We start from the raw sequence: 20,893 nt of genomic DNA on the forward strand, positions 1-20,893 counted from the left end.
CTATTCCTTCAGCAGTTTGACCATCGCATGGCCCATGGCTTCGCCGACGTCCATATAGGTTTCGGCGTTTCCGTTGTAGTGGCTGTTGCCGCTGCCGCCCTTGGAAAGGGGATTGGCGTACACAGTGGCAACATTGCCTTTAAACTCCGGATACTTGCCGGCGTTGCCGTCTACCGCGAGTTGGGCCTCGAGCACCTTGCCGCCGTTACCGCCGCTTCCCTTCGTGGCTTCTCCAAGGGTCGCCAGCACAAACTTCGCCTTAGGGGCATCGAAGTCTTTGCGGAGCTGCTTGATAAACCGGACGAGATTCTGCTCGTACCGGCTTGAAAGTGCGGCGCTTCCGCCATCCCTTTCGCCCTGCCAGAAGAAGAACCCCGCGACTTCGTACTTCGTCGCCCCGGGGTAGTACTTGTCGAGCTCCGCCAGGACCTTCTTCGCATTCGCGGTATCATCGTCGTATTGCTTGCCCGCGTACCACGCAATCGGCTTGGGCTCGCTGCCCTTTAACCAGGAATCGGGGGATTGCTTGTAGCCGGCGTAGATCTTGCCTTCGAACTCGAACTGCTCGCTTCCCGGCGGCAGCAGATCCCAGCCCAGAGCACGGTTGCCGATGCAGCTCTTGAGGATCATCACAGGCGCCTCGATGGCGTTGCCGACGGGGTGTCCGATCCCATACTCCGGCCCCATCGTCTTGCCTTTGACGGCCATCCATTCATTGTTGAACAGCTGCATCCCGCCGCCTTTGCCGACCATCACGCGCACGTTGCGGACGTCCTTGCGCTCGGTCCATTGGCCGGCGTCATCGATAAGGTGCGGGTACTTGTTCTTGGTCTTGACCGCATTTTCAAGCGAGCCTTCGCCGCCGGTCACCTTCCCCAGGCCAACCATGTTCGACTGTCCCATGAGGATGAAGACCTGAACCGGCTTAGTCATGTCCGCCGGCTTTCCGTCGGGCCGCGGGAGTGGCTGCTTGGCATCGGTGTCTGCCGCGGCCCGTGCCGCAGAAGCACCGGCAAGAAACGCTATCGCGAGCGCGACAAACGGCAGCGTGGCGGAAACGAACGCCTTGGGGCTGTGATTGATCCTGATCTGCTTGCTTTGCATGGTTGTGTCTCTCCGCTGGGGTGACGTTCTGTATGACCTACTAAACGACGTTCTGTATGACCTACTAAACAACGCGTCTTGACTTCAAACTGTTTCCCGCAACCGACGCCCGCGCCGTCGGGCGAGCAGGCCAATACCGGCGACCGCAAGGGTTCCGATCGAGCCGGGTTCGGGGACGGCGGTGTAGCTGATGTTGATATTGCCGCCCGACTCAGTGATAGCAAAATCGCCGGTTTCGCCAACAAATCCGCTGGTATCCAGGCTGAATAGCGCGGCGTTGAAGTTCGACACGCCGCTGGTGGTCCTGGCGATTGTCCACGTGTAGTCGCTGGCGGGGTTGAAGTCGGCCGCTGCTCCAGGGGTGGTGTTGTTGAGTGTCTTGAGAAAGATAGTGAACTGCGGACCCGTCGAGGTGTCGATGTTCAGGGTGCCATTGATCTCGAGCAAGTCCCAACTGGTACCTTGGTTGGCTAACGTGTTGCCAGGCAATGCATCGTCTCCGTTGGCGTCCTTTATCTCCCAGACGTAGGAGCCGCCGCGGCTCCAAGTCTCGTTGGCCGTCGTGAGGGTGCCGACGCTATTGCCGGGGGAGATGGCACCGGCCAGGGTGAGCGGCCCGGCGATCGATCCAGAGCCGCCGATGGTGCCTGCGGCATCGACCTGCAACGCGCCGGTTCCGGTACCGCTTTCCAAGGTACTGGTGTTGTTCACGAGCAGGGTGCCGGCAGTGATGGTCGTGCCGCCGCTGTAGGTGTTCGCGTTGGTAAGGCTCCATGTGCCCAAGCCAGACTTAACTACTGCCGTGACGCCGCCCGCGCCGTCGCCGATCACTGCCGCCAGCGCGTTGGATCCGATGTTGCTGCCTTGTAAGGTCAAAGTTCTGGCTCCCGATCCTCCCAAGCCCAACGCACCGGTGTTGGTGAAGTTCATGATGTTCGTGGAGGAGACTGCTGAGGAATCAAGCGTAGCCGTGAGACCGCTCGCATTACCGATGGTGAAGAGACGGTTCGTGGTCGCCACGTTGGCCGCGTTATGCAGGAGCGTGCCACCGCCGAAGACCAACGTCGCCGCCGTGGCGTCGCCCTTGCCGATTCCGCTATTCGTCCCTGAGTCAGCCAAGGTCGTGACCTGCAAGGTGCCGCCATTGATCGTCGTGGCACCGGTAAAAGCGTTGGAGCCGGTCGTGATGTTCAAGGTTCCGAGGCCCAGTTTGGTCAGGGTGCCACCCGACGAGGCGTTACCCGTTCCCCAGTTCACCGTTTGGTTGTTGGTGTCGATGTTGAAAGCCTGGGTCGCTCCGGTGCTAAACCGGCTGGAGTAGTCGGTCGTATTACTGGCGCTGAATTGCAGGGTGCCGCCGCCGAATGCGATGATGCCCAACGATGCGACCGTACCGGTGCCGCCGAGCGGGCCGCCGGTGCCGCTTTGGACGATGCCGAGATTCAAAATGCCGGCATTAATGTTGGTTCCGCCGGTGTAGGTGTTATTGGCCGAGAGAACCCAGGTGCCGACGCCGGATTTCGTGAGGGTGGTTGCACCCGTGGTGTTGTTGGCGATGACTTTACCGAAAGTGTTCGCTCCGGTGTTGGTGCCGCCGAGGGTCAGAGTGCGGGTTTGAGCAGCGGTGCCGTAGGCGAGGGCTACCGCGCCGGTGTAGGAAAGCGTGCCGACGCCGGAGGATTCGATGGTCGCGCCGTCGCCTGCTGCTGTGCCATTGATCGTGAATGCGCGGTCGGTCGTGGCGTTTGCCGAGCCTACGTAGCGCAGCGTGGTGCCGTTGCTCATGAGCAAATTGGCTGCGGCAGTGGCTACGTTTCCAACGCTGCTACCGCCGGGGGTTCCGGCGTTGTTGATGACGCCGACTTCCAGAACGCCTGCAGAGATGGTGGCCGCACCGGTCTGGACGCCCGATCCGAGCAGTGCAAGAGTGCCTGCGCCTGCTTTGACGATACCGCCCGCGACCACGTTGGTCTGGTTGCCGCCCAAGGTCAGTTTGTTGGCGGACACGGTGATCGTGCGGGTGCCATTGATGGTGAAATTGCCGGTTCCATTGCTCAGGGAGTTGGTGCCCGTGAAGATGGTGTTGGCGGTGAAGTTGAATACATTGTTGGTGCTGAGGGTGACCGAGCCGGAAGTGCTGTCGATCGTGGCACCGCCGAGGTTTAGGGCTCCCGTCCCAATCGCGGAACTGGTGCCACCGGTGCCGCTGTTGTTGATGTTGAGAGTTCCAGAATTCATCGTTGTTCCACCACCGTAGGTGTTGGCACCACTTAGGGTAACAGCGGTCATTGTGGTGAACGTCAGGCCATAATTGTTACCACCATCACTAATGATGTTACCCAGATTGAGAGTAGGGCTTGTGACGCCGGTCACTGTCCGGGATCCGCCGCTCAAGAGCACAGTCCCATTGTTATTCCAAGTCATTGATGTCACACGACCATTCAGGCTAAAATTGCCACTCCAAATGTTCGCGTTGGTGGTGGTGAGGGTCTGCCCTGCGGAACCTGTAAAGGACGAGGAAAACGTGCCACCCGCAAGGGTCAGCGTGCCCGTGCCGATAGCTGAAGCGTTAGCCCCGACATACACCGTCCCGCCTAGAAGAGTGAAACCACCACTGTAATTGCCGCTCAACGGTTGCAAACTGATGGAGCCGGCCACCATTGTCAAGCTACCGGCGCCGGTGATCGCTGAAGCGAACTGGGTGCCTGCGGTGACAGTGAAATCGGCGTTATTGTTATTGAAGGCGAGGTTACCGCCTGCATTGACGGTGAGGGTGCTGGACGTGGAAAGAGTGCCGCTGGCTCCACCATTGCCGAGCTGTAGCCTGCCATCATTAATGATAGTGGGCCCGGTGTAGGTGTTGGCCGTGGTGAGACTCACTGTGCCGCTGCCGCTCTTAGTGAGGCCACCCGTGCCGCCGATGCCACCGCCGCTCACGGTGTAGTTTACCGCCGAGTTATTGAACGTGGTCGCGCTGGGCGAGACGCCTGCCGCCTGGATGACTACCGCGAGGCTGGCAGCGGCCACGTTGCCAGCGGTGACGGTGTTGGTGTCCTGGAAGGTGACGGCATTGCCGTTGGCGAAGCCGACCGGCGTGGTTCCCAAGACCCAGTTAGTGGAGGCACTGGTGTTCCAACTGGCATCAGTTGCGCCGTTGCCCAGTACTTGACCCGTCCAGGTCATTGTTGATGGGGCCGCAGCGACGGTGACCGACACCGCGTTGGCAGCGTTGTTCAAGGTCACCTGATAGTTGGTCCCGCCAAAGCCGGCGACTCCCGTGGTGAGGCCGGTGGCGAACTGGAAGGTACCACCGGTGGAAAGCCCGCCGGCTCCCGCCGCCGTGGTAATGAGGTTGCTGGTGCTGCCCACGGTCAGTGCGGCCAGAGGCGTGAGGTTGATGATGTTGGTGCCAGTGACCGAGGCGGTCGCGTTGGCATTGGTCAAAGCTAGCTTATCGGCGGTGGCGCCGCTCAACTCAAAGTTCAAGGTGGCATTGTTCAGGGTCAGCGCGGTGCCGGAGAAGGACGCCTGCTGCTGCAGGTTCGTGGTGCCTCCGGCTGTTCCATCCACCATGCTGAAGACCGTGCCGCTTCCATTCAGGTTCAGGGTGGCTCCCGCCGTGCCCGCGCCCGTGGTGCCGAGGCCCACGGTGCCGGCGCCGGGCGCGACCAAGAAAACGCTGCCCGAATTGCTCACGGTGATGGCGGTATTGTTCAGCGAGCCGGTGCTGGAGATGGCCAAGGTGCCAGCGGTAATGGAAGTGTCGCCTGTGTAGGTTTGCGCAGCGGTGAACGTCTGAGTGCCGACGCCGGTCTTAGTGAGCCCCATGCTACCATTCCCATTGCCGATGTCTGAAGCGTAGCTCGGCGTGGCACCCGTTCCCGGATTGAGCGTCAGGGTAGTCAGCGCGGTGTAGCCGCCAGCGGTCCTGAAACGGCTACTGAAGGTGTTGCTCCCGGTGATGCCGCCCAAAGTCAAGGTGGTCGTGGCGATTTGCAAGCCCGCGGATGCGCCGCCCGCCACGCTAGCCGTGCTGAAGGGGCTGTTTTGCAGGGCCGTGGCGCTGCTCAAGCTTAGAGTGCCCGCGGCGATGGTGGTTGCGCCGGTGAAGAGGCCGGAGCCGCCGAGCGTCCATGTGCCCGCGTCGTTCTTGTTCAGGCCGCCGGACGAAAGCTGCGGGAGGCCCTGATCGATCTGGGCGGCTCCCGTGCCGCGGAGGATCAACTGACCGGTGGTGGCGGGGCTGGCCGTGAACGCGCTCGTGAACCTGAGCAGGCCGCTGGTGTTGTTGGCCGTGATGGTTTGACTGGAGGTTCCGTTGAAAACGATGTTCATCACACGGTCGGTTATCTCACCGGAGCCGGTGTAGGTGACGTTGACTCCGGCCTGGGCCGTGCCGCTCCCCACGTCAATGGTGCCGTTGGCCACGGTAGTAGGTGCACCCAACGAGCTGCTGGCCGTGCCGCCCACCACGCTGTTGAAGGATGAGACGTTGACCGTGAAGCCGGTAGTACTTTGCGGAACAAAGGATGTCCTGCCGGTGTAAGTATTGGCACCGGAGAGCGTTAGACTGCCGCCGTAGGCCTTGTTGATCCCGCCCGAGCCACTGATGATGCCGCTGAGAGTTTGGTTGGAGGAGCTCCAAATCTGCAGGGTGCCATTATTGGTGATGTTTCCGCCGTAGCTCCCGCTGTTCAGTGTGGTGGCGGTATTGTTGCCAATCCGCAGGATGCCGCCGCTGATGGTAATTTCCCCGGGGTTGAAGGTGTTGGTGGTATGTGTCAGTGCCAAAAGCCCAACTCCAGCCTTGGTGAAGTTTGTGCCTGCACCTGAGAGCGTAGAACTGATGGACTGCAAAGTGCCCACGGCACTGTTGACCGTGATGGTTTCCACCGCCGTCAAATTGATCGTGCCGCCACTAACGATGATGGCACCAGCCCCGGCGCCGAAGGTGATATCGCCGGATTGCACCGTGCCGCTGACGGTGACGGTGCCCGCCAAGAGGCTGTTCGCCGTTGCGGTGCCGAAGTTGAGGGAATCCGTGGCATTGTCGGTACTGGCGGTGGTGATGGTGCCGGTGGGAGCGGTCAAGCCGCTGGCGTCCGTGCTCCATCCCTGCGTGCCGCTGCCGACTGTCCCGGCTGACGACCAAGTGCCCGCCGCCGTGCCGAAGAGTGAGGTGCCACCATTGTTGTCCCAGTAATAAGTGGTTGCCTGCGCGGAAGACGCAGCGAACTGCGTCAGCGCAACCGCCGCCAACGAGTGAGCGGCGGCGATGGCAAAGGCCTGCCTTCGGAAGCCGACCCGCCGCGTTTTGTCCGGTGACGACCCACCTGTCGCGCCCGATGCATGATGGACCGATTCGAAGTCGTTGAGGCCGAAACTCTTCTTGCCGCTCTTGATCCGACGCTGTATACGCATGGGTACCATTGATTTCTCCCCGTTCGCCTCTCCGGCCCTGCCCGCGACACGCCTTGAAAGTATAGAATCCGATAAATACGATCTGGCGACAAAGTATTACGACTTTGAGACAATGCTGACCATGCCCAAACCCCGCCGAGTCGCCGTCAGGCTTGAACTGGACTGGCCCTACAAGCGCCACGCCGCCACCTTTGCCGGCACGCTGCGGTATGCCCAGGAGCACGGCTGGCAATCGACCGTGGACGAGTTCGTCGAGGACACCGTCGCCCGGCGCGGCAATGCACTGCCTTACGATGGCGTCATCGCCCGGGCGAGCACGAAGCTCGCCTCGCTCGCCGCGCGGCTGAAGCTGCCCGTTGTGAACGTCTGGACCAGTTCCCCAGTCTGGAATCGCCTGCCGGGAGTGTTTCCGAATTATCCCGCGATGGGGCGTATGCGCGCCGAGCACCTGCTGTCCCGGGGCCTTCGCCGGGCTGCGGCGCTGACGACCGACCACGACCGCGGGCAGGTCATGGAGGCCAAGGCGTTCATCGATACGCTGCAGGAGGCCGGCTGCCAGTGCAACGCCGAGACGATCTCCCTCGAAGCGGCTTCCTCCGTGAACGAATGGCGCAAGTCCGAACGCACGATCGCCGACTGGATGGACGGCTGGAAACTTCCGATCGGAGTGTTTGTCAGCGTCGAATCGCACGGCCGAATCGTGGCCCAGGCGTGTCGTAACCGAGGCTGGCGCGTTCCTGAAGATGTGGCGATCATCACCGGCCAGAACGAAGAAACGCTGTGCGAAGGCCTGCGACCCACACTCAGCAGCATCGAGATCGGCTACGACCGGATTGGTTACGAGGCGGCCCTGTTGCTCGATCGACTGATGGACGGGCAGGCCCCGCCGAAGGAGCCGATCCTGATTTCGCCGATGGGTCTTGTCGTCCGTGAATCGACCGACTTCTTCGCCGCCGAAGATTCACTCATCGCCGCCGCACTCACATTCATCGCGGCGAACAGCCATCAGCAGATCGGCCAAGACGACGTGGCCCGCGCCGTCGCGACTGAAATTCGTACGCTCCAAAGGCGATTCCAGAAGCACCTGAATCGGTCCATCGCGAGCGAGATTCGCCGGGTGCGTATCGAGCGTGCTAAGCGTGAACTCGCGCAGGGGGGTCGTTCGATCAAGGAGATTGCCCGGGATACCGGCTTTGGCGAGGCGCCGCGCATGTACGAAGTGTTCCAGCGGGAACTGGGTGTCACGCCGGGCCAGTATCGACGTGAACGGCAGGTACCGACGGACGAGCGAGCGCCGTGATCGGCGACCGTCAGATCTCCCCCACCAGGCCCTGGAAGTCCGACAGCAAACATGGCCCACCCCAACCGCTCTCAGCGCATGCCGATTCTCTGCAGCCACTTCAGTGCCGCGTCCGGCCATGCCTTGGCGTCCTTCGTGCAGTGCAGCGCGTAGCCGTGGCCGCCGGTCGGATAGAGCAGGAACTCGTGCGGCACCTTGGCTTCGTCGAGTGCGGCGTGATAGATCCGGCTGCCGACGACGTGCGTTTTGTCGTCCTCGCTGTGGACGATCAGCGTCGGCGGGATCTTTGCCTTCAGGTTCAGGTCGTCGGCGACCTTGCCGTCCTTGCCGAGATATGCCGGGTACACCAGCACGGCAAAATCCGGCCGGCAGCTTTGCTCGTCGGACGCATCGATCGCCGTATAGGCACGGCGATCGAACAGGTTGCTCGCCTTGGCCGACAGGTTGCCGCCGGCCGAGAATCCGATCACGCCGAGGCGTTTGGGGTCGATCTTCCACGCCGCCGCATTGGCCCGGGCAAGGCTCAGGGCGCGCTGAACATCCTGCAGCGCACCGTCGCGATTGTTGGGATTGCGATACTTCAGCACCACCGCCGTGATGCCGACGGAGTTCAGCCAGGCGGCGATCTCCGTTCCTTCCTTGTCGATGACGACGTAGCTGTAGCCGCCGCCGGGGCAAACGATCATCGCCGGTGCGGCGGCATCACCGCCGGGTGCCGGGAACACCGACAGGGTGGGCCGGCTGACGTTGGTGATGCGGTGGAAACCATCGGTCGATGGCGTCCTCTCCTTCTCCGGCTCGGCGGCGGCGCGACCGGGCATTTTTCCCTCCGGCCATACGTCGACCGTCTTCGCCGCGACCAAAGCGGCAGGCTTCGTCGCCTGCGCCGGTGCAGATTGAACGACGAATAGAACCGAAGTGATGGCGAATACCGGGATCGCAAATCGGAAGTTCATCGTTGTGCTCGTTATGCGTGCATGCAAGGTGATCGATCTGGTGCGTTTCACGTCCCTCACGTCGGAACATCTCGCGGCAATGCCGGTGACGGCAAATGGCGATGTAAACACCGAGCCTTGCCTCGCAACTTCAGCGATTCGCCGCAGGGCAAGCCTCGCCCGGTCGTGCTGACCTGCGATCATGATTTGAAAGAGAGGAAGTGTTCCCGAGAGGTACTGAACATGCAAGCAATTCCCCGGGGAATATTCACTTTGCGGGCGCAAGCGGCGTAACAGGCGGCGCATCTGATGCCGACGACGAATTGGACCGCGTGATAGCGGCGTGGTCGCGTCTGTCAGAGGATGCCCGGCGGCGCATCCTGGCGATTGTGTTTGAGTAGAATAGTCCACGGGACGGCGGGCTTGATCACCTGCCGAAAGTCTTGCCCGGTCGTCGTGGTCGTCACCTGCCACGGCACCGGGCGGACCCTCCCGCTACGAAAGGTGACAACATGGAATCATTTCTCGACTTGGCAGTTGCCGTGAGGGACGAGGCGACCGAAGCAGCCCGCAAGACCGACCCCGGTTCTCCCGAACGGATAGCGCAGATTCACCGCATTGGGACCATGGTTGACGAGGATATGCGTCGCGCCCTGGCGATGGCACCGCCGCACGTCTACCGATCAGCGGTCATGGACGCGGCTTCAATCGTCCTAAAGGAACTGGTTGCAACGCAGCGTCATGGCGGGCATGCGTTCATTGTCGCCACCGAGGCGGTAAGCAACGCTGTGAACGTCGCGATGCACCTTCCGCCCCCGACGCCGACACCGGCAGCACCCGACGACCTGTCAGGCGGCATCGAGCCCGACCCCGAGGATGGACGCGTTGTCCGCGTGGCTGGGTGCCGCGTCTATCTCGGCAGCGACACCAACCCCCGCCGGTTGTTCGACACCCTGGCGAAGCAGCCCGGGCGAAAGATTCCCGTTGACGACGCAACCCGAGCCGTTGACGGATTCGAGACGAGCGAGACGCAAGGCAGCGACCCGGACGAAATCCGCAAGGCACGCCAGCGCGTACACAAAGCCGTTAACAAGATACGCGAGGCGCTCGCCGAACATGGCGCGGGCGCTCACCTGGCGTTGAGTCATGAGGACAATTCGTATGCCCTGCTGTGGAGGGCATCGCGATGACATACATGTGCGACGTGCTGTCCGAGGCGGACGCCGAACTGCTGTGGCTGGTCTACAGCGAGAACCTGACCCACGATGAGGTCGCGGTCATGTTCGGCGTCAGTAGGCCGGCGGTGACAAAGAAGGTGTTGCGGATACAGGAATACCTGAAGGACACGGGCGCTGAGGTCGATTTCAGCCCTTACGCGTTCTGGTTCGAGCTGCCGGACGAGCTGCATACGTTCAAGCCACATCCATACGAGCGACCCAAGGTCCGGCGGACAAAGCCACCCGAGCCGGCGGGCGAAGTAGACGAGCGGAGACTTTTGCATCTTATATCAACGCGGTGCCATCCATCGGACCGCGACGATGCAAGGCAGATAGCCGAAATCGCTAGGTTAGAGGGTGACGACCCTTGCCGGGCGGTTGATCGGTTCCGAAAGCGGGCAAACCGGATACGCCGCACGACGAAGGGGAGCGGTGCCCTAAAGAAGTACGTTGCCGCACAAAGCAGCGAACACACCGGACCAATCGACGGCAGGCGGGGAAAGAAGACGTGCTGGCAGGCTGGATGCCGAGACGATTCCTGAAAAAAGTTGCCGAGAGGGTTACCAAATCACCGACGCCGGTTCCTTTGTATATCGGAGGGACGTGGTTTTCTCCGCCGGACAATTATTTTCGAGATTGAGTGATAGTAATTAGGGTTTTGCGCCCTCTTCTATCTATTACGAAGGGAGCACCCGTTCCTAATTGGTCCTACTTAGTAGAGGTGCTCGCTTTGTTCTGCGGCGGAAAAGAATCTTTGTGACCGAGTGATAAAAGCAGGGTGCATCCTGTCCTTTAAGGGTGGATGACCACCCGTTAACTCCCCTTCACAACCCAATGCCGACCCGAGCCCTTCCAAGGGTTCGCGCTTTCCCTTTGCCACCACCGATTATGTCTACTCCCCTTCTCTTACTTGGTGATGTTCGCCGCGAGCTTCAGGCGGACTTCCCAAACGTTGCCGAGCACGTCGTCAAGTACGCGATCAAGTCCCGAGGTATCGAGCCGGTCCGCCGGTTCGGCACCATGCGAGCCTGGACGCGTCAGCAGTTGCCCGCGATCCGCCGGGCGATCCGGCAAACCGCCGGGAAGTGAATCCCCAAGAAAGTCAGAGTCTTACCACCGGAAGGGAAGAACCTTCCGCCTAGTGCTTTTGTAGAGCCGTCGCGTTGACGGTCAAAACGAGGAACCAATGTCAGACCACAAAACAGTCTCCGAATGGTGCCGGCATCGCTTCCCCGGGGTTCGCCCGGAAACGATATCGAGCATGTTTTACCGCAGGCAGTTGCCGGGAGCGGATGAAGCTTGCCCCGTCATCGGCGGGCGACGCCTTATTCCCGAGTCCTATTTGCCAACCCTGGAGCTTGCCCTACGGCGGGCTGGGCATCTTCCACGCCGGGAGGTGACCCGTGGTTGATAGCGAAACCATCCTGAAGCGGATGAACACCCTGTTGGAGCAGATCGCCACGGCGACCGCTTCACCCCTTCGGACCGCCGACGAAGCCGCCGAATACCTGCGCGTGTCACGGCGGACGCTCCACGGCTTGCCGGTTCCGAGGTGCAAGGTGGGCGGTCAGATTCGCTACGACGTGGCGGACCTAAACGAATACATCGCGAAATCGAAGGCATGAAAAAACCCGCGCCGGTGGCTGGCTGGCTGTTACCCGGCACGGGCTTAGGAACGAGCGAATGAATCGTAGCACAAACAATACAACGATGGCAAACGCAATCGATAGGATTGCATCGGAGCGGCTGAGAGCCGAAGCCGATGTCGTCGGGTCGATGCTGTCCGCCCCGCTACTGGCAATTCCCCATATCACCGACGCCGGCGTTGACGGTGCCCTGTTCGATGACGTTGACCTGCGGCTGGTCTTTCTCGCCGGGGTTGTCTGTCACGACGCGAACCGGTTGACCGGCGACGCCTACGGCGACCGTACCACGGTCCTGTTGTTGGCACGGTCCGCCCTTCGCGGTGCCGGGTTGTGGCACGTCGGATTCCCCGAGTACCTGGCGAACCTGGCATTCAGCACGCCGTTCAACGTCTCGGACCTGATCGGACGTTGCGACCGCTTGATTGAAGCAGCAGCACGCTGCAATGAGGCGCGGAAGCTGTCCCGCCGGCTGGATGAACTTTGCGAAGGGTGGGCAGCGTAATGGAGGACACTATCGACGAAGCGAAGGAAGCCCGCGTAGACGAATGGGCGAACAGAGACCCGAATGCACCGTGGTCTGTCGAGATGATCGCGGAGGCTCTCAAAGACGCCGTTCGTTATGACGAGTACGGCAACCGCATCTATCGCAAGAAGCCTACCGAGCCCGCAGACACCATTCGCGCCGTTTCCCTTGGGGAGTTGCTACGTGACCACCCCGAACTGCGGCGACCCGTCATCCACGGCGTGGCGCGTGAGGGTGAGATTATCAACGTCATCGCCGGGCCGAAGGTCGGAAAGTCGTGGCTGGTCTATGACCTGCTGTTGTCAGTGGCGGCAGGCGTGCCGTGGCTTGCCCGGTTCACCTGCGAGCGACGCCGGGTTCTGCTGATCGACAACGAATTAGCCGAGCCGACGATTGCCAACCGTATACCGAAGGTCGTCGACGCTAAGGGCATGGACCTGTCAGACGTCGCCGGATTCCTGGAAGTGGTGAGCCTGCGGGGCAAGCTAAAGGACATCTTCGCCATCGAGCGATTCCTGGCGACGGTCGAGCCCGGCACCTATGGGCTGGTCGTCATCGACGCGTTCTATCGCGCCTTGCCAATCGACACCGACGAGAACGCCAATGGTGATATCACGGCGCTCTACAACGTCGCCGCAGGTATGGCGGAGCGGTTGAAGTGTGCCCTGGTTTTTATTCATCATGCGAGCAAGGGCAACCAATCGGGCAAGGGTGTTACCGACGTTGGCAGTGGTGCAGGTTCGCAAAGCCGAGCAGCGGACGCCCATATCGTCCTTCGCCCGCATGCCGTTGACGGCGCGGTTGTCATGGAAGCCGTGGTCCGATCCTTCGCCCCGGTTCAACCCTTGTGCCTGCGGTGGGAGTTTCCCAAGTTCATCCCCGCCGACGACCTTGACCCCTCCGAATTGAAGATGCCGGGACCGAAGCGGAAGCGGAAAGAGGACACCGGCGACGCCGATCCGAGCGAGACACAAATCGTCTGGACCCCGGCGAAGTTTGCCGAGACGTTCCTAAATGAGGAACCGAAGTCGAAAGACCAAATCGTAACGGCGGCGGAAGTGGTGGACATCTCCGAACGCAAGGCATTCCGATGGCTCAACGCGGCAGTCGATGCCGGTCTTGCCTACCGCTGGGAGTTCGCCGGAAAAGGCAAGCCCGTAAAGTTTGCGACCATAGCACAACCAGTAACGAGGGTTACAGAATGACCCCGAAATCATTTTCTCTTACACACACACATACCCCCCACACCCCCCAGTGGGACGTGAACGTCCCCTGGGGCGGGGTGTGCGTGAGCGTGAGAGGTTGAGGGAAGGACGACAACCATGACGAACGACAAAGACAAAATCACTGGCAGTACGACGGTTGCAGAAACAGTCGTTTGCACCGCGACACGGACACACTGTCGCACCTCCCCCGGTCTGTCCACCTACGACCCGTCGCCGATGTTCGAAGTGAGCACCGATTGCATGACAAGTGCGCCGCCTTGTGCGCCGCCTTTGCACGGAATCGCGAACGGCTGCACAGAATCGCAGGGTGTTCGGTTCCACGATGGAACCTGCGCCCCCTTCATCATCGAACTTAGCGACGGCAATCCCCGGCATGACGTGCCCTTCGTCGTCAGGTTACGCCGCCTGTTGAAGATGACCCTGCGCACCTACGGCATTCGAGCGTCATGGGCACCGTCGCCCGTGGCTGCAACGCTGGCGAACGATTCGACCGCGACCCCTACGACGACACCCCGGAAAAGAAAAACGCGCCAGCGTGCGAATGGCGAGGTGAACGTATGAGCACCGGCAACCTAAAACGCGCCATCGGGCAAAAGGAACGATTGGCGATTCGACAGGAACAAGCCCTGCGGCTTCGCCTGGACGGGCTGTCCCACTCTGAAATCGGCGAACGCCTGGGCATCGACCGGTCACAGATTACCCGCGACCTACAGAAGGTCATGAAGGCGACCGCCAAGCGAACGGAAGAGACGGCGGAGCAGTTGCGGAGCATCGAACTACAGCGGCTTGACCTGGGCATTGCCAGCATCGCGGACAAGGTGCGAGCCGGCGACCCGAGGGCGCTTGACCTGTGGTTGAGGTATTCGGAGTCCCGTCGTCGGTTGCTGGGTCTGGATCAGCAGCAGCAGACAACCGCCCTGATCGGTGAGGGTGCCGGGCTGGTGTTCAACATCATCGAAGCACAACGCCCCGCCCGGTTCGTCGAATCGACCGCGACCACGCCCGGCGACGCAATCGTCGAATCGTTCGCACCCGCCCTGCCAGCACCCACGGAAGGGAGCGCCACCAATGGCTAAGACTCGCAAACCGACCGCATCGACCATCGAACTGTTGCCGAAGCAATACGCGTTCGTCACCAGCACAGCCCGCGAGGTGCTCTACAGCGGCGCGTTCGGTGCCGGCAAGAGCCGTGCGACCTGCGTGAAGTTGGCGACCCGTGCTCAACGCCCCGGCGCTAGGGAAGCCCTTGTCCGTAAGCACCTGGTCACCTTGAAGGGAACCACCCTCAAGACCCTGCTGGAACCCGAGGGCAACTTACCGCCCGTACTGCCGCCGGGAAGCTACAGCCACAACCAATCGGCGAAAACCATCCGCATCGTCGGCGGGGGCGAAATCGTCTACTTCGGGCTCGACGACGTGGCGAAGGTCGGAAGCTACAACCTGTCAGGCGTCGGCGTGGATCAGGCGGAGGAGTTGTCCGAGAACGATTGGACGGCGCTTCGTGGTCGCATCCGGTTGAACGTCGATGGCGTGCCAAACTCCCTTTACGGGGCGTGCAACCCGTCCGGACCCGAACACTTCCTGGCGGTCCGCTTCGGGCTCAACGGTCGCAGCAAGGCGGCGGACGGATGCCACGCCATCGCCACGAAGAGCGCCGACAACTGGCACTTGCCGGAGTCCTACCTGCGCGACCTGCAGACATACACCGGCGTCGCTAAGCGGCGGTATGTCGATGGCGAATGGTGCGGCTCGGACGGTCTGGTCTACGACACCTTCGACCCTGCCATTCACGTTCGCGAACGCCGCGACGTTTGGCAACGCGTCATCGTCGGCGGCGATCAAGGATTTTCGAACCCGACCGCGATGGTAGTCATCGCCGAAGCCGAGGACGGCACCCTGCACCTGCTGGCGGAGTTCTACGCCACGGGCAAGGTAAGCAGCGACGTGATAGCCGAGGCGGAGCGGTTGAAGTCTGAATATGGGGTCACCGAGTTCGTGTTTGACCCTGCGGCGGCAGTGCTGCGGGAAGAGATGGCGCGGGCGGGGTTGTCGGTCATCGCGGGCGACAACGACGTCAACGGCGGGATTACATCCTGCCAACGTCGGTTCGCCGTGGACGGCAGCGGCAAGCCTGGGCTGACGATTAGCCCGGCGTGCGTGAACGTCATCAAAGAACTTGGCATGTACGAATGGCAACCCGGCGAAAAGGACAAGCCGGTCAAGAAACACGACCACGCCCTGGACGCCTTGCGATACGGCATCCGGCGCTTGGACGGCGGTAACCAAATCGACGTGCGAGTCATCAACGGCGGCAACCGTAGTGAACCCCACCGACCGACGAACGACGAACACATGTGGCAGACATTCCAGACGAACAGGGGGCACCGATGACCCTGGACGAAAACCTAGACACCCCAAACCCCGGCAGTAGCCGGAAGGATGTTTCTATGCAGTTTCTTACGACCCTGCGTGAGCAGGAACAGCAGGCGGCAACCAAAGCCGCAGAGGCAGAGGCAAAGCGTCAAGCCGACATCCACGGCAAGCGCCAGCGCTACGGACAACTCATTCGTCAAGCCATCATCGACGGTGACCTGGACGAAGTGACCGCCCCGAAGTTCCATCGCCTTGTGGCGGAGCTTGGCATTGATGCCGCCACGGTTGAAAGCCACGTTGCCGCCATTCGTCGCGCTGACGAGTTGGAGGGCGCTGCACAGAGCGTCGAAGCGCTGGAGCAAGCCCGGGAGGGCGTCAAAGTGAAGATCACTGAATTGCGTATCGCGCATCGGGACTACGAACGCGGCGAGCGTGTCCGGTTGCGGGATCACACCTGGGACGGCACGGCAAGCGTCGGCGTCATCGACGCGACCGAGGTCGCAATCGGTCAATCGAACGTCAAGACGATTCGCGAGATCAGCAGTCTCGACAGTTTGAGTGCCAACCTGTCAGAGCAGCTGCGGACCGCCCGCGCCGCCATCGACGAACGCAACACGTTGTTAAGCCGGTTCCCCTTCCTCTTCCCGGAAGGCGGTGCCCTGTGAAGGAAACAACAGCGCACACATTCGTCATCCACGGCGAGGTCGCCGGCGACGGCGGCACGGCGGAGCACGTCAACGCGGCAAAGGCTGTCGGTCGACGGTTCGGCATCGCGGTGGAATCCAACCACGTTGGCGGGATCACCTTTACGGACCCCGCTTCACCAGTCACCCGTTCAATTCAAACAACGAAGGGCATCATGAACAAGGGTATCGGCTACGGGTTCAGCGACATCGGCACGCAGATCGTTCGAGCATGGCAAGGAGGCGCACAATGAGTACATCAACCGCAATTCACGAAGCCGGGCACGCAGTCGTCGCGGCAGTTTTAGGCTGCGACATTGAAGCGGTCGTCGGTGTTCCCTGCACCGTCGATGGCGAACCAGCGGCAGGCGTTTGCGTTCACTCTGGTACGTCGCCGTTCAACGGTGCTGTCATCGGTGTTGCCGGTCCGATGGCAGAGGCAATGGCGGGATACCCTCCGATGCCAAGCCAAGAGGACGTTGCACCGATTACGGACGAGAACGCGGCGAGGGCGATTGCCGAAGCAAAGCGGATTCTGACCGCCAACTGGAAAGAGGTAACGACGCTGGCGGAGGTGCTCGACGAGTGCGGGACTGCTGGCAACGCGGCAGTGCAACAGATTCGCCGGGCATTCCGTCGTCGTCGCGTCAAGTTGGTGTTGCCGCCGGCACCCCGCCCGATGGGGGCACACGACTACACCGGCGCGCCGATTCACACCAACTACCCGTTCGACCAGTCGCGGCACAAGCTGCATCAGAAGGTGTGGACAAAGCATTTCATTCACTAACGCAGAGGCACCATGAACAAGCCGATTGCAATCAACCCCCGAAACCCCAAGCCGGCAGATTACCTGTCCGGCGGAAGGCTTCCATCGTCGCCCCCGTCAGGGAACGCGGCGAACGTCAAGCCCGACGCCCCCAAACCGGCGGACTACATCAACCCCCGAAAGGAATAGAATGGAAACCCCAAAGCAGGTTAGAGAATTTGCAGACGGTGACCCCGGCGTTGTCCCGCCCCGCCGGCTCAACGAGATCATTCGGGCAGCCAACGCACTGAACTATGAAGTTCAGTCACTCAAGACCCCGCCCGACGTTCCACAAACCCCGCCGATCATGTCGCACCTGTTCTACCCGCAGGAGGACGGCGGACGCGGCGAGGTATACAAAGGCGTGGCGGTTGCCGTTACCTGGAACGAGTTCAGCGCCGACAGTGGCGGGGATACCACGCTGGCGGACATCGGGCAAATCACGTCGTCCCCTGGCGTGTGGGCACGGAAGGCAATCGGCATCAACATTGCCGCCATTGGCAAGACGACCCACAACGTACCGAAGAACGCCAAGCCGTACCCGGCGACCCTTCGGAGCGTGAACGCTGACGGCACGCTGGTATTGATGTTCGACCCCGGCAGCCCGGCGGACCTGTTCCGGGTTCAGTTGTCGCAGACCGGCGGCAGTGACGGCACCGGCACCACGGCACCGTCATATACCTACACCGTCACCCGCAACGGGGTTCAACTTGCCACCGGCGAGAGTCCCGACGTGGGGCGGGCGAATGGTAGCTACACGGCGGCAACCCTGGGCATCGGCTACTACGACAGCGACGGCGAGTTCCAATTGCTGTACGCGTTCGAAGTTCCAAACACCTACGAATGCGCGGAGGCTTAAATGGGACTAGGCAAAACCCAACTAGATACCGATGGCAAGCGCCGGCTGCGGTCGGACGGTTCGCGGATTGTCGCCGAAGCTGCGCCGTGCTGTTGTGACACGCCTTGCGCGACGGAGTGGCCGACGTGCGCGGACGACCTGCCGACAGCGTTCACCATGTCCGGGAACACGTTGGAAGTAGGACAGCCGGACATCCCCTGGACCGCAGCGCTAAACCGAACCGCCCCATGTGAATTCGCGGGCACCATCGACGGCGTTTATTCCGACGGGTTCAGTCACTTCACTTTCGGCGTTTCTGTCTTTCAGGACTTTCTGCCCAATGGTTGTATTGCCTGGCGGTGGAGCGGATTCCCCGGCGGGGACACACTCCAAACGGTGAACGACCCGTCAACGCCCGCCGGAGCATACAACGACAACCTGGACGGGGCGGGAAGCGTTTACGGTGGAGTTACCGGGCTGGTGATTTCATGACCTGCAAACACTGGACGCCCTGCCAAGTTCGCAACGGGGGTTGTTGTGCCCTTGGGTTGTACGGCGGGAAGCCGAGCCTGGGCACGTGCAAGCGGTGCGACAATCGCGAGCCGTTGCCCGAGGGGTTAAGGCAGGACATCCCCGACGACTTCGACCCGGCAATAGAGGTGCGCCGGATGCGGGCTGGCGGTTGCTGTGGGAAGCCCGGTCAATTGCAACACGGTGTTGCAACATGAAATGTTTGTCCACCGTGGCCAAACATTCCGGCAACCGTTGCCGAAACCGCAAGATTCCATTTGCGCACCTGTGGCGCAATCACTTGAGCAGATCGCGAGCCTTGACGCCTAAGGCTTTGGCGATGGCTTCGAGCGTGGCAATGGTCGGGTTGGCAATCCTCCCCGATTCGAGTTGATACCACTTCTGGCGGTTCGGAAGTCCTGCCAGTTTCGCGGCTTCATCCTGCGTCAGCCCGCGTTTCTCGCGTAGTGCCTTTACCTTGTCGAGGTCGATACCCATGAGCGGATTGTATCCTATAACGGATTCCTTACAACCGGTAAGACGCGGAGAAATCCGATTAACGCCCGTTGCAATTGAATCCGAATAAGGATACAACATGGGCATGAACTTCCAGACCATCCAGACCGAGAAGGAATCGACGACGTTGGAAATCATGGGCGCTGCGTGGGCGCTCACCCTGACACCCGAACGCCTGCGGATGCGCGTGGATTCGGGCAAGTGGCAGACGGTTGACTACATCGTCGATCCTTCAGACCGGAGCATTGTGTTGAGTTCGTGGAATGGACCCGAGCGGGCCAGCGAACTACTGCGCGAGGCGCTCCAGCAGGCAGTGGATGTGATGAAGAACTAAAAGGACCGCGACCCGCCGGCACCCTTGGCAGGAACGACCGGCGAGCCGCAATCGGAGAAGCATCATGAGCAAGGCAAAGCAAGTACGCAACGGGCACGCAATCGCGGAGATTCTTCCCATGGCGCGTCCATCGGGTTCCGACGGGTTCCGCCGGTTCGCCGACGGCGAAATGCTCGACACCGTGGGGCTGGCTCAATTCCCGCCCTTCGTGTCTCAGCGGATGGACATCGCCGCCGCCCTGGCGGAGTTGGCGGACCAAATGGGCGACGACGTACACCCGTGCTCGCAACTCATGCGGCAGATCGCGGCGGACCTGTGGGCGGAATCAGGGGCGGAGTACCTGGACGCGGACGCGGAGTTGGCGTCGCCCACGGTGGGTGACCGTGGCAGCGATGACGTGATATTCAATCTCCACATCCCCGGGAAGGGGCATTGGAATTGCCGCTACATGGACAACGGCTGCGGGATGGTCCACATCGACCGCAAGGGGGCGAGCGCTTTCGTGAACGATGAAGTGACCGTCAAGGAACTGCTGGAATGGCTGACGGCGGAAGCCAAGTAACCAGAAGGGAGCACGACCATGGATAACAGACACACCATCAAAATCCTGGGCGAGGACTGGACGTTGCGGTTTGTGTACCTGCCGATGCGCTACAACGGCAAGTACGTCGATTTCACCATTGACCCCGACGACCGATCGTTGGTCGCGTGTGCACTTGGCGGCGTTGAACGTGTCGCGCGGTGCGTAGCTGAGGGCATCGCCGTGGCTAGTTCTCAGATGCTCGACATGAAGTAACTCGGCACGCCCTGCGGAAACGTGGGGCGGACGCCTTATGACCAATCGATTGAACGAAGCAGACGCGGTGCATGAAGAGGGCAAGGCAGCGGCAATGGCGCACCTGTGGCTACTGCCGATGACCGAAGCCGACCGCGAATTGGCTATCGAGTTCGGAGCGAGCCTATACCGGCAGGTTCGCCCCCACCTGCTGAACCACGCCGGGCTGACCGTGTCCGCCGTCTTTGCCGCCGCCCTGGCGTATGGCGAAGCGGTGCAGGCGAACGAAATCTAACGCCGGGCTGATCCCCTGGCAGAATCGAAGGTGACCTATGGCAAGTCTGATTGATGACGGCGGCAACCTGTGGCGCGTGCAGTACACCCCGGCTGACGGCGGCAAGCGCCAAACGCTCCGCACGGGCAACATGAAGCCACGCGAGGCGCAGCGGTTCGCGGACAAGGTAGAAGCCCTGGTATCCGCCAAGCGACAGGGGCGACCGATCGACGATTCGACCGCCGCTTGGGTCGATGAGTTGACGGGCACCCTGCGTCAACGCCTGGAAGCCAAAGGATTGGTGAAGCCGCAGGCGAAGCCCGGCGAGATGAAGCTAGGACCGGCGCTCGACAAGTGGATTGAGACGATGAGCGTCAAGCCCGCTAGCCTCATCTTCTACGGGCAAGTTCGGC

General features: G+C 61.4%; 23 protein-coding genes. 19 read left to right on the forward strand and 4 right to left on the reverse strand.

Annotation, left to right across the window (positions count from 1 at the left end):
- Both IPV69_RS06790 and IPV69_RS06795 read right to left on the reverse strand, forming a co-directional pair.
- Positions 1-1,104 carry a sialate O-acetylesterase gene (locus tag IPV69_RS06790; protein ID WP_206294167.1) on the reverse strand — a complete coding sequence of 368 codons (1,104 nt, stop codon included), beginning with the start codon at positions 1,102-1,104 and terminating at the stop codon, positions 1-3.
- 84 nt (positions 1,105-1,188) lie between these two features.
- A complete protein-coding gene (locus IPV69_RS06795; RefSeq protein ID WP_206294168.1) occupies positions 1,189-6,534 on the reverse strand; it encodes a beta strand repeat-containing protein in 5,346 nt (1,781 codons plus the stop codon).
- On the opposite strand from IPV69_RS06795, the gene IPV69_RS06800 reads away from it, so the two are divergent.
- Positions 6,524-7,825, forward strand: a complete 1,302-nt coding sequence (locus IPV69_RS06800) for an AraC family transcriptional regulator (protein ID WP_206294169.1) — start codon at positions 6,524-6,526, stop codon at positions 7,823-7,825. The two genes, IPV69_RS06795 and IPV69_RS06800, sit on opposite strands and share 11 nt — an antisense overlap.
- Positions 7,826-7,896: 71 nt before the next feature.
- On the opposite strand, the gene IPV69_RS06805 is transcribed toward IPV69_RS06800, so the two are convergent.
- On the reverse strand, positions 7,897-8,781 hold the full coding sequence (locus IPV69_RS06805) for an alpha/beta hydrolase (protein WP_206294170.1): 885 nt from the start codon (positions 8,779-8,781) through the stop codon (positions 7,897-7,899).
- Between the two features lie 491 nt (positions 8,782-9,272).
- Here IPV69_RS06805 and IPV69_RS06810 point away from each other — a divergent pair, with 491 nt between their 5' ends.
- From IPV69_RS06810 to IPV69_RS06875, 14 genes are all read left to right on the forward strand, one after another.
- The gene (locus IPV69_RS06810; protein WP_206294171.1) at positions 9,273-9,950 is read left to right on the forward strand and encodes a hypothetical protein; all 678 of its coding nucleotides are present in this window, start codon (positions 9,273-9,275) and stop codon (positions 9,948-9,950) included.
- 5 nt (positions 9,951-9,955) lie between these two features.
- A complete protein-coding gene (locus tag IPV69_RS06815; RefSeq protein ID WP_206294173.1) occupies positions 9,956-10,519 on the forward strand; it encodes an RNA polymerase sigma factor in 564 nt (187 codons plus the stop codon).
- A 346-nt stretch (positions 10,520-10,865) separates the two neighbouring features.
- Positions 10,866-11,066: a hypothetical protein gene (locus tag IPV69_RS06820; RefSeq protein WP_206294175.1), complete on the forward strand. Its 201-nt coding sequence runs from the start codon at positions 10,866-10,868 to the stop codon at positions 11,064-11,066.
- 314 nt (positions 11,067-11,380) lie between these two features.
- Positions 11,381-11,602, forward strand: a complete 222-nt coding sequence (locus IPV69_RS06825; RefSeq protein WP_206294177.1) for a helix-turn-helix domain-containing protein — start codon at positions 11,381-11,383, stop codon at positions 11,600-11,602.
- A gap of 85 nt (positions 11,603-11,687) precedes the next feature.
- Positions 11,688-12,125, forward strand: coding sequence for a hypothetical protein (locus tag IPV69_RS06830; protein WP_206294179.1), 438 nt, complete (start codon positions 11,688-11,690; stop codon positions 12,123-12,125).
- Between the two features lie 83 nt (positions 12,126-12,208).
- Positions 12,209-13,351, forward strand: a complete 1,143-nt coding sequence (locus IPV69_RS06835) for an AAA family ATPase (RefSeq protein WP_206294181.1) — start codon at positions 12,209-12,211, stop codon at positions 13,349-13,351.
- A gap of 117 nt (positions 13,352-13,468) precedes the next feature.
- Positions 13,469-13,933, forward strand: a complete 465-nt coding sequence (locus IPV69_RS06840) for a hypothetical protein (RefSeq protein WP_206294183.1) — start codon at positions 13,469-13,471, stop codon at positions 13,931-13,933.
- On the forward strand, positions 13,930-14,448 hold the full coding sequence (locus tag IPV69_RS06845) for a sigma factor-like helix-turn-helix DNA-binding protein (protein ID WP_206294185.1): 519 nt from the start codon (positions 13,930-13,932) through the stop codon (positions 14,446-14,448). Before IPV69_RS06840 ends, IPV69_RS06845 begins: the two co-directional genes overlap by 4 nt.
- Positions 14,441-15,763 carry a PBSX family phage terminase large subunit gene (locus IPV69_RS06850; protein WP_206294187.1) on the forward strand — a complete coding sequence of 441 codons (1,323 nt, stop codon included), beginning with the start codon at positions 14,441-14,443 and terminating at the stop codon, positions 15,761-15,763. The genes IPV69_RS06845 and IPV69_RS06850 overlap by 8 nt, the downstream gene beginning before the upstream one ends.
- Before the next feature lie 56 nt (positions 15,764-15,819).
- Positions 15,820-16,410: a hypothetical protein gene (locus IPV69_RS06855; protein WP_206294188.1), complete on the forward strand. Its 591-nt coding sequence runs from the start codon at positions 15,820-15,822 to the stop codon at positions 16,408-16,410.
- On the forward strand, positions 16,407-16,682 hold the full coding sequence (locus IPV69_RS06860; protein WP_206294190.1) for a hypothetical protein: 276 nt from the start codon (positions 16,407-16,409) through the stop codon (positions 16,680-16,682). Before IPV69_RS06855 ends, IPV69_RS06860 begins: the two co-directional genes overlap by 4 nt.
- On the forward strand, positions 16,679-17,215 hold the full coding sequence (locus tag IPV69_RS06865) for a hypothetical protein (RefSeq protein ID WP_206294191.1): 537 nt from the start codon (positions 16,679-16,681) through the stop codon (positions 17,213-17,215). The genes IPV69_RS06860 and IPV69_RS06865 overlap by 4 nt, the downstream gene beginning before the upstream one ends.
- Before the next feature lie 12 nt (positions 17,216-17,227).
- Positions 17,228-17,383 carry a hypothetical protein gene (locus IPV69_RS06870; protein ID WP_206294192.1) on the forward strand — a complete coding sequence of 52 codons (156 nt, stop codon included), beginning with the start codon at positions 17,228-17,230 and terminating at the stop codon, positions 17,381-17,383.
- 1 nt (position 17,384) lies between these two features.
- Positions 17,385-18,092, forward strand: coding sequence for a hypothetical protein (locus tag IPV69_RS06875; RefSeq protein WP_206294193.1), 708 nt, complete (start codon positions 17,385-17,387; stop codon positions 18,090-18,092).
- 786 nt (positions 18,093-18,878) lie between these two features.
- Here IPV69_RS06875 and IPV69_RS06880 read toward each other — a convergent pair.
- Positions 18,879-19,079: a helix-turn-helix transcriptional regulator gene (locus IPV69_RS06880; RefSeq protein ID WP_206294194.1), complete on the reverse strand. Its 201-nt coding sequence runs from the start codon at positions 19,077-19,079 to the stop codon at positions 18,879-18,881.
- A 103-nt stretch (positions 19,080-19,182) separates the two neighbouring features.
- On the opposite strand from IPV69_RS06880, the gene IPV69_RS06885 reads away from it, so the two are divergent.
- The 4 genes from IPV69_RS06885 to IPV69_RS06900 all read left to right on the forward strand — a co-directional run bounded on the left by IPV69_RS06885 (position 19,183) and on the right by IPV69_RS06900 (position 20,501).
- A complete protein-coding gene (locus IPV69_RS06885) occupies positions 19,183-19,431 on the forward strand; it encodes a hypothetical protein (RefSeq protein ID WP_206294195.1) in 249 nt (82 codons plus the stop codon).
- Positions 19,432-19,549: 118 nt separating this feature from the next.
- Positions 19,550-19,993, forward strand: coding sequence for a hypothetical protein (locus IPV69_RS06890; RefSeq protein WP_206294196.1), 444 nt, complete (start codon positions 19,550-19,552; stop codon positions 19,991-19,993).
- Positions 19,994-20,011: 18 nt separating this feature from the next.
- Positions 20,012-20,227 (forward strand): hypothetical protein, encoded by a 216-nt coding sequence (locus IPV69_RS06895; RefSeq protein WP_206294197.1) that lies wholly within the window; start codon positions 20,012-20,014, stop codon positions 20,225-20,227.
- Between the two features lie 37 nt (positions 20,228-20,264).
- Positions 20,265-20,501 carry a hypothetical protein gene (locus IPV69_RS06900; RefSeq protein ID WP_206294198.1) on the forward strand — a complete coding sequence of 79 codons (237 nt, stop codon included), beginning with the start codon at positions 20,265-20,267 and terminating at the stop codon, positions 20,499-20,501.
- Positions 20,502-20,893 lie beyond the last annotated feature (392 nt).

Origin of the sequence: Humisphaera borealis (assembly GCF_015169395.1) — a bacterium.
GTDB classification, from domain to species: Bacteria; Planctomycetota; Phycisphaerae; order Tepidisphaerales; family Tepidisphaeraceae; genus Humisphaera; species Humisphaera borealis.

What these genes read in the sequence shown, in the direction of transcription:
- IPV69_RS06835 (WP_206294181.1), top strand. Translation starts at nt 12,209, where the DNA reads ATGATCGCGGAGGCTCTCAAAGACGCCGTTCGTTATGACGAGTACGGC.
- IPV69_RS06880 (WP_206294194.1), bottom strand. Translation starts at nt 19,079, where the DNA reads ATGGGTATCGACCTCGACAAGGTAAAGGCACTACGCGAGAAACGCGGG.
- IPV69_RS06810 (WP_206294171.1), top strand. Translation starts at nt 9,273, where the DNA reads ATGGAATCATTTCTCGACTTGGCAGTTGCCGTGAGGGACGAGGCGACC.
- IPV69_RS06830 (WP_206294179.1), top strand. Translation starts at nt 11,688, where the DNA reads ATGGCAAACGCAATCGATAGGATTGCATCGGAGCGGCTGAGAGCCGAA.
- IPV69_RS06800 (WP_206294169.1), top strand. Translation starts at nt 6,524, where the DNA reads ATGGGTACCATTGATTTCTCCCCGTTCGCCTCTCCGGCCCTGCCCGCG.
- IPV69_RS06845 (WP_206294185.1), top strand. Translation starts at nt 13,930, where the DNA reads ATGAGCACCGGCAACCTAAAACGCGCCATCGGGCAAAAGGAACGATTG.
- IPV69_RS06815 (WP_206294173.1), top strand. Translation starts at nt 9,956, where the DNA reads ATGTGCGACGTGCTGTCCGAGGCGGACGCCGAACTGCTGTGGCTGGTC.
- IPV69_RS06795 (WP_206294168.1), bottom strand. Translation starts at nt 6,534, where the DNA reads ATGGTACCCATGCGTATACAGCGTCGGATCAAGAGCGGCAAGAAGAGT.
- IPV69_RS06900 (WP_206294198.1), top strand. Translation starts at nt 20,265, where the DNA reads ATGACCAATCGATTGAACGAAGCAGACGCGGTGCATGAAGAGGGCAAG.
- IPV69_RS06850 (WP_206294187.1), top strand. Translation starts at nt 14,441, where the DNA reads ATGGCTAAGACTCGCAAACCGACCGCATCGACCATCGAACTGTTGCCG.
- IPV69_RS06885 (WP_206294195.1), top strand. Translation starts at nt 19,183, where the DNA reads ATGAACTTCCAGACCATCCAGACCGAGAAGGAATCGACGACGTTGGAA.
- IPV69_RS06790 (WP_206294167.1), bottom strand. Translation starts at nt 1,104, where the DNA reads ATGCAAAGCAAGCAGATCAGGATCAATCACAGCCCCAAGGCGTTCGTT.
- IPV69_RS06895 (WP_206294197.1), top strand. Translation starts at nt 20,012, where the DNA reads ATGGATAACAGACACACCATCAAAATCCTGGGCGAGGACTGGACGTTG.
- IPV69_RS06870 (WP_206294192.1), top strand. Translation starts at nt 17,228, where the DNA reads ATGAACAAGCCGATTGCAATCAACCCCCGAAACCCCAAGCCGGCAGAT.
- IPV69_RS06890 (WP_206294196.1), top strand. Translation starts at nt 19,550, where the DNA reads ATGGCGCGTCCATCGGGTTCCGACGGGTTCCGCCGGTTCGCCGACGGC.
- IPV69_RS06865 (WP_206294191.1), top strand. Translation starts at nt 16,679, where the DNA reads ATGAGTACATCAACCGCAATTCACGAAGCCGGGCACGCAGTCGTCGCG.
- IPV69_RS06875 (WP_206294193.1), top strand. Translation starts at nt 17,385, where the DNA reads ATGGAAACCCCAAAGCAGGTTAGAGAATTTGCAGACGGTGACCCCGGC.
- IPV69_RS06855 (WP_206294188.1), top strand. Translation starts at nt 15,820, where the DNA reads ATGCAGTTTCTTACGACCCTGCGTGAGCAGGAACAGCAGGCGGCAACC.
- IPV69_RS06820 (WP_206294175.1), top strand. Translation starts at nt 10,866, where the DNA reads ATGTCTACTCCCCTTCTCTTACTTGGTGATGTTCGCCGCGAGCTTCAG.
- IPV69_RS06805 (WP_206294170.1), bottom strand. Translation starts at nt 8,781, where the DNA reads ATGAACTTCCGATTTGCGATCCCGGTATTCGCCATCACTTCGGTTCTA.
- IPV69_RS06840 (WP_206294183.1), top strand. Translation starts at nt 13,469, where the DNA reads ATGACGAACGACAAAGACAAAATCACTGGCAGTACGACGGTTGCAGAA.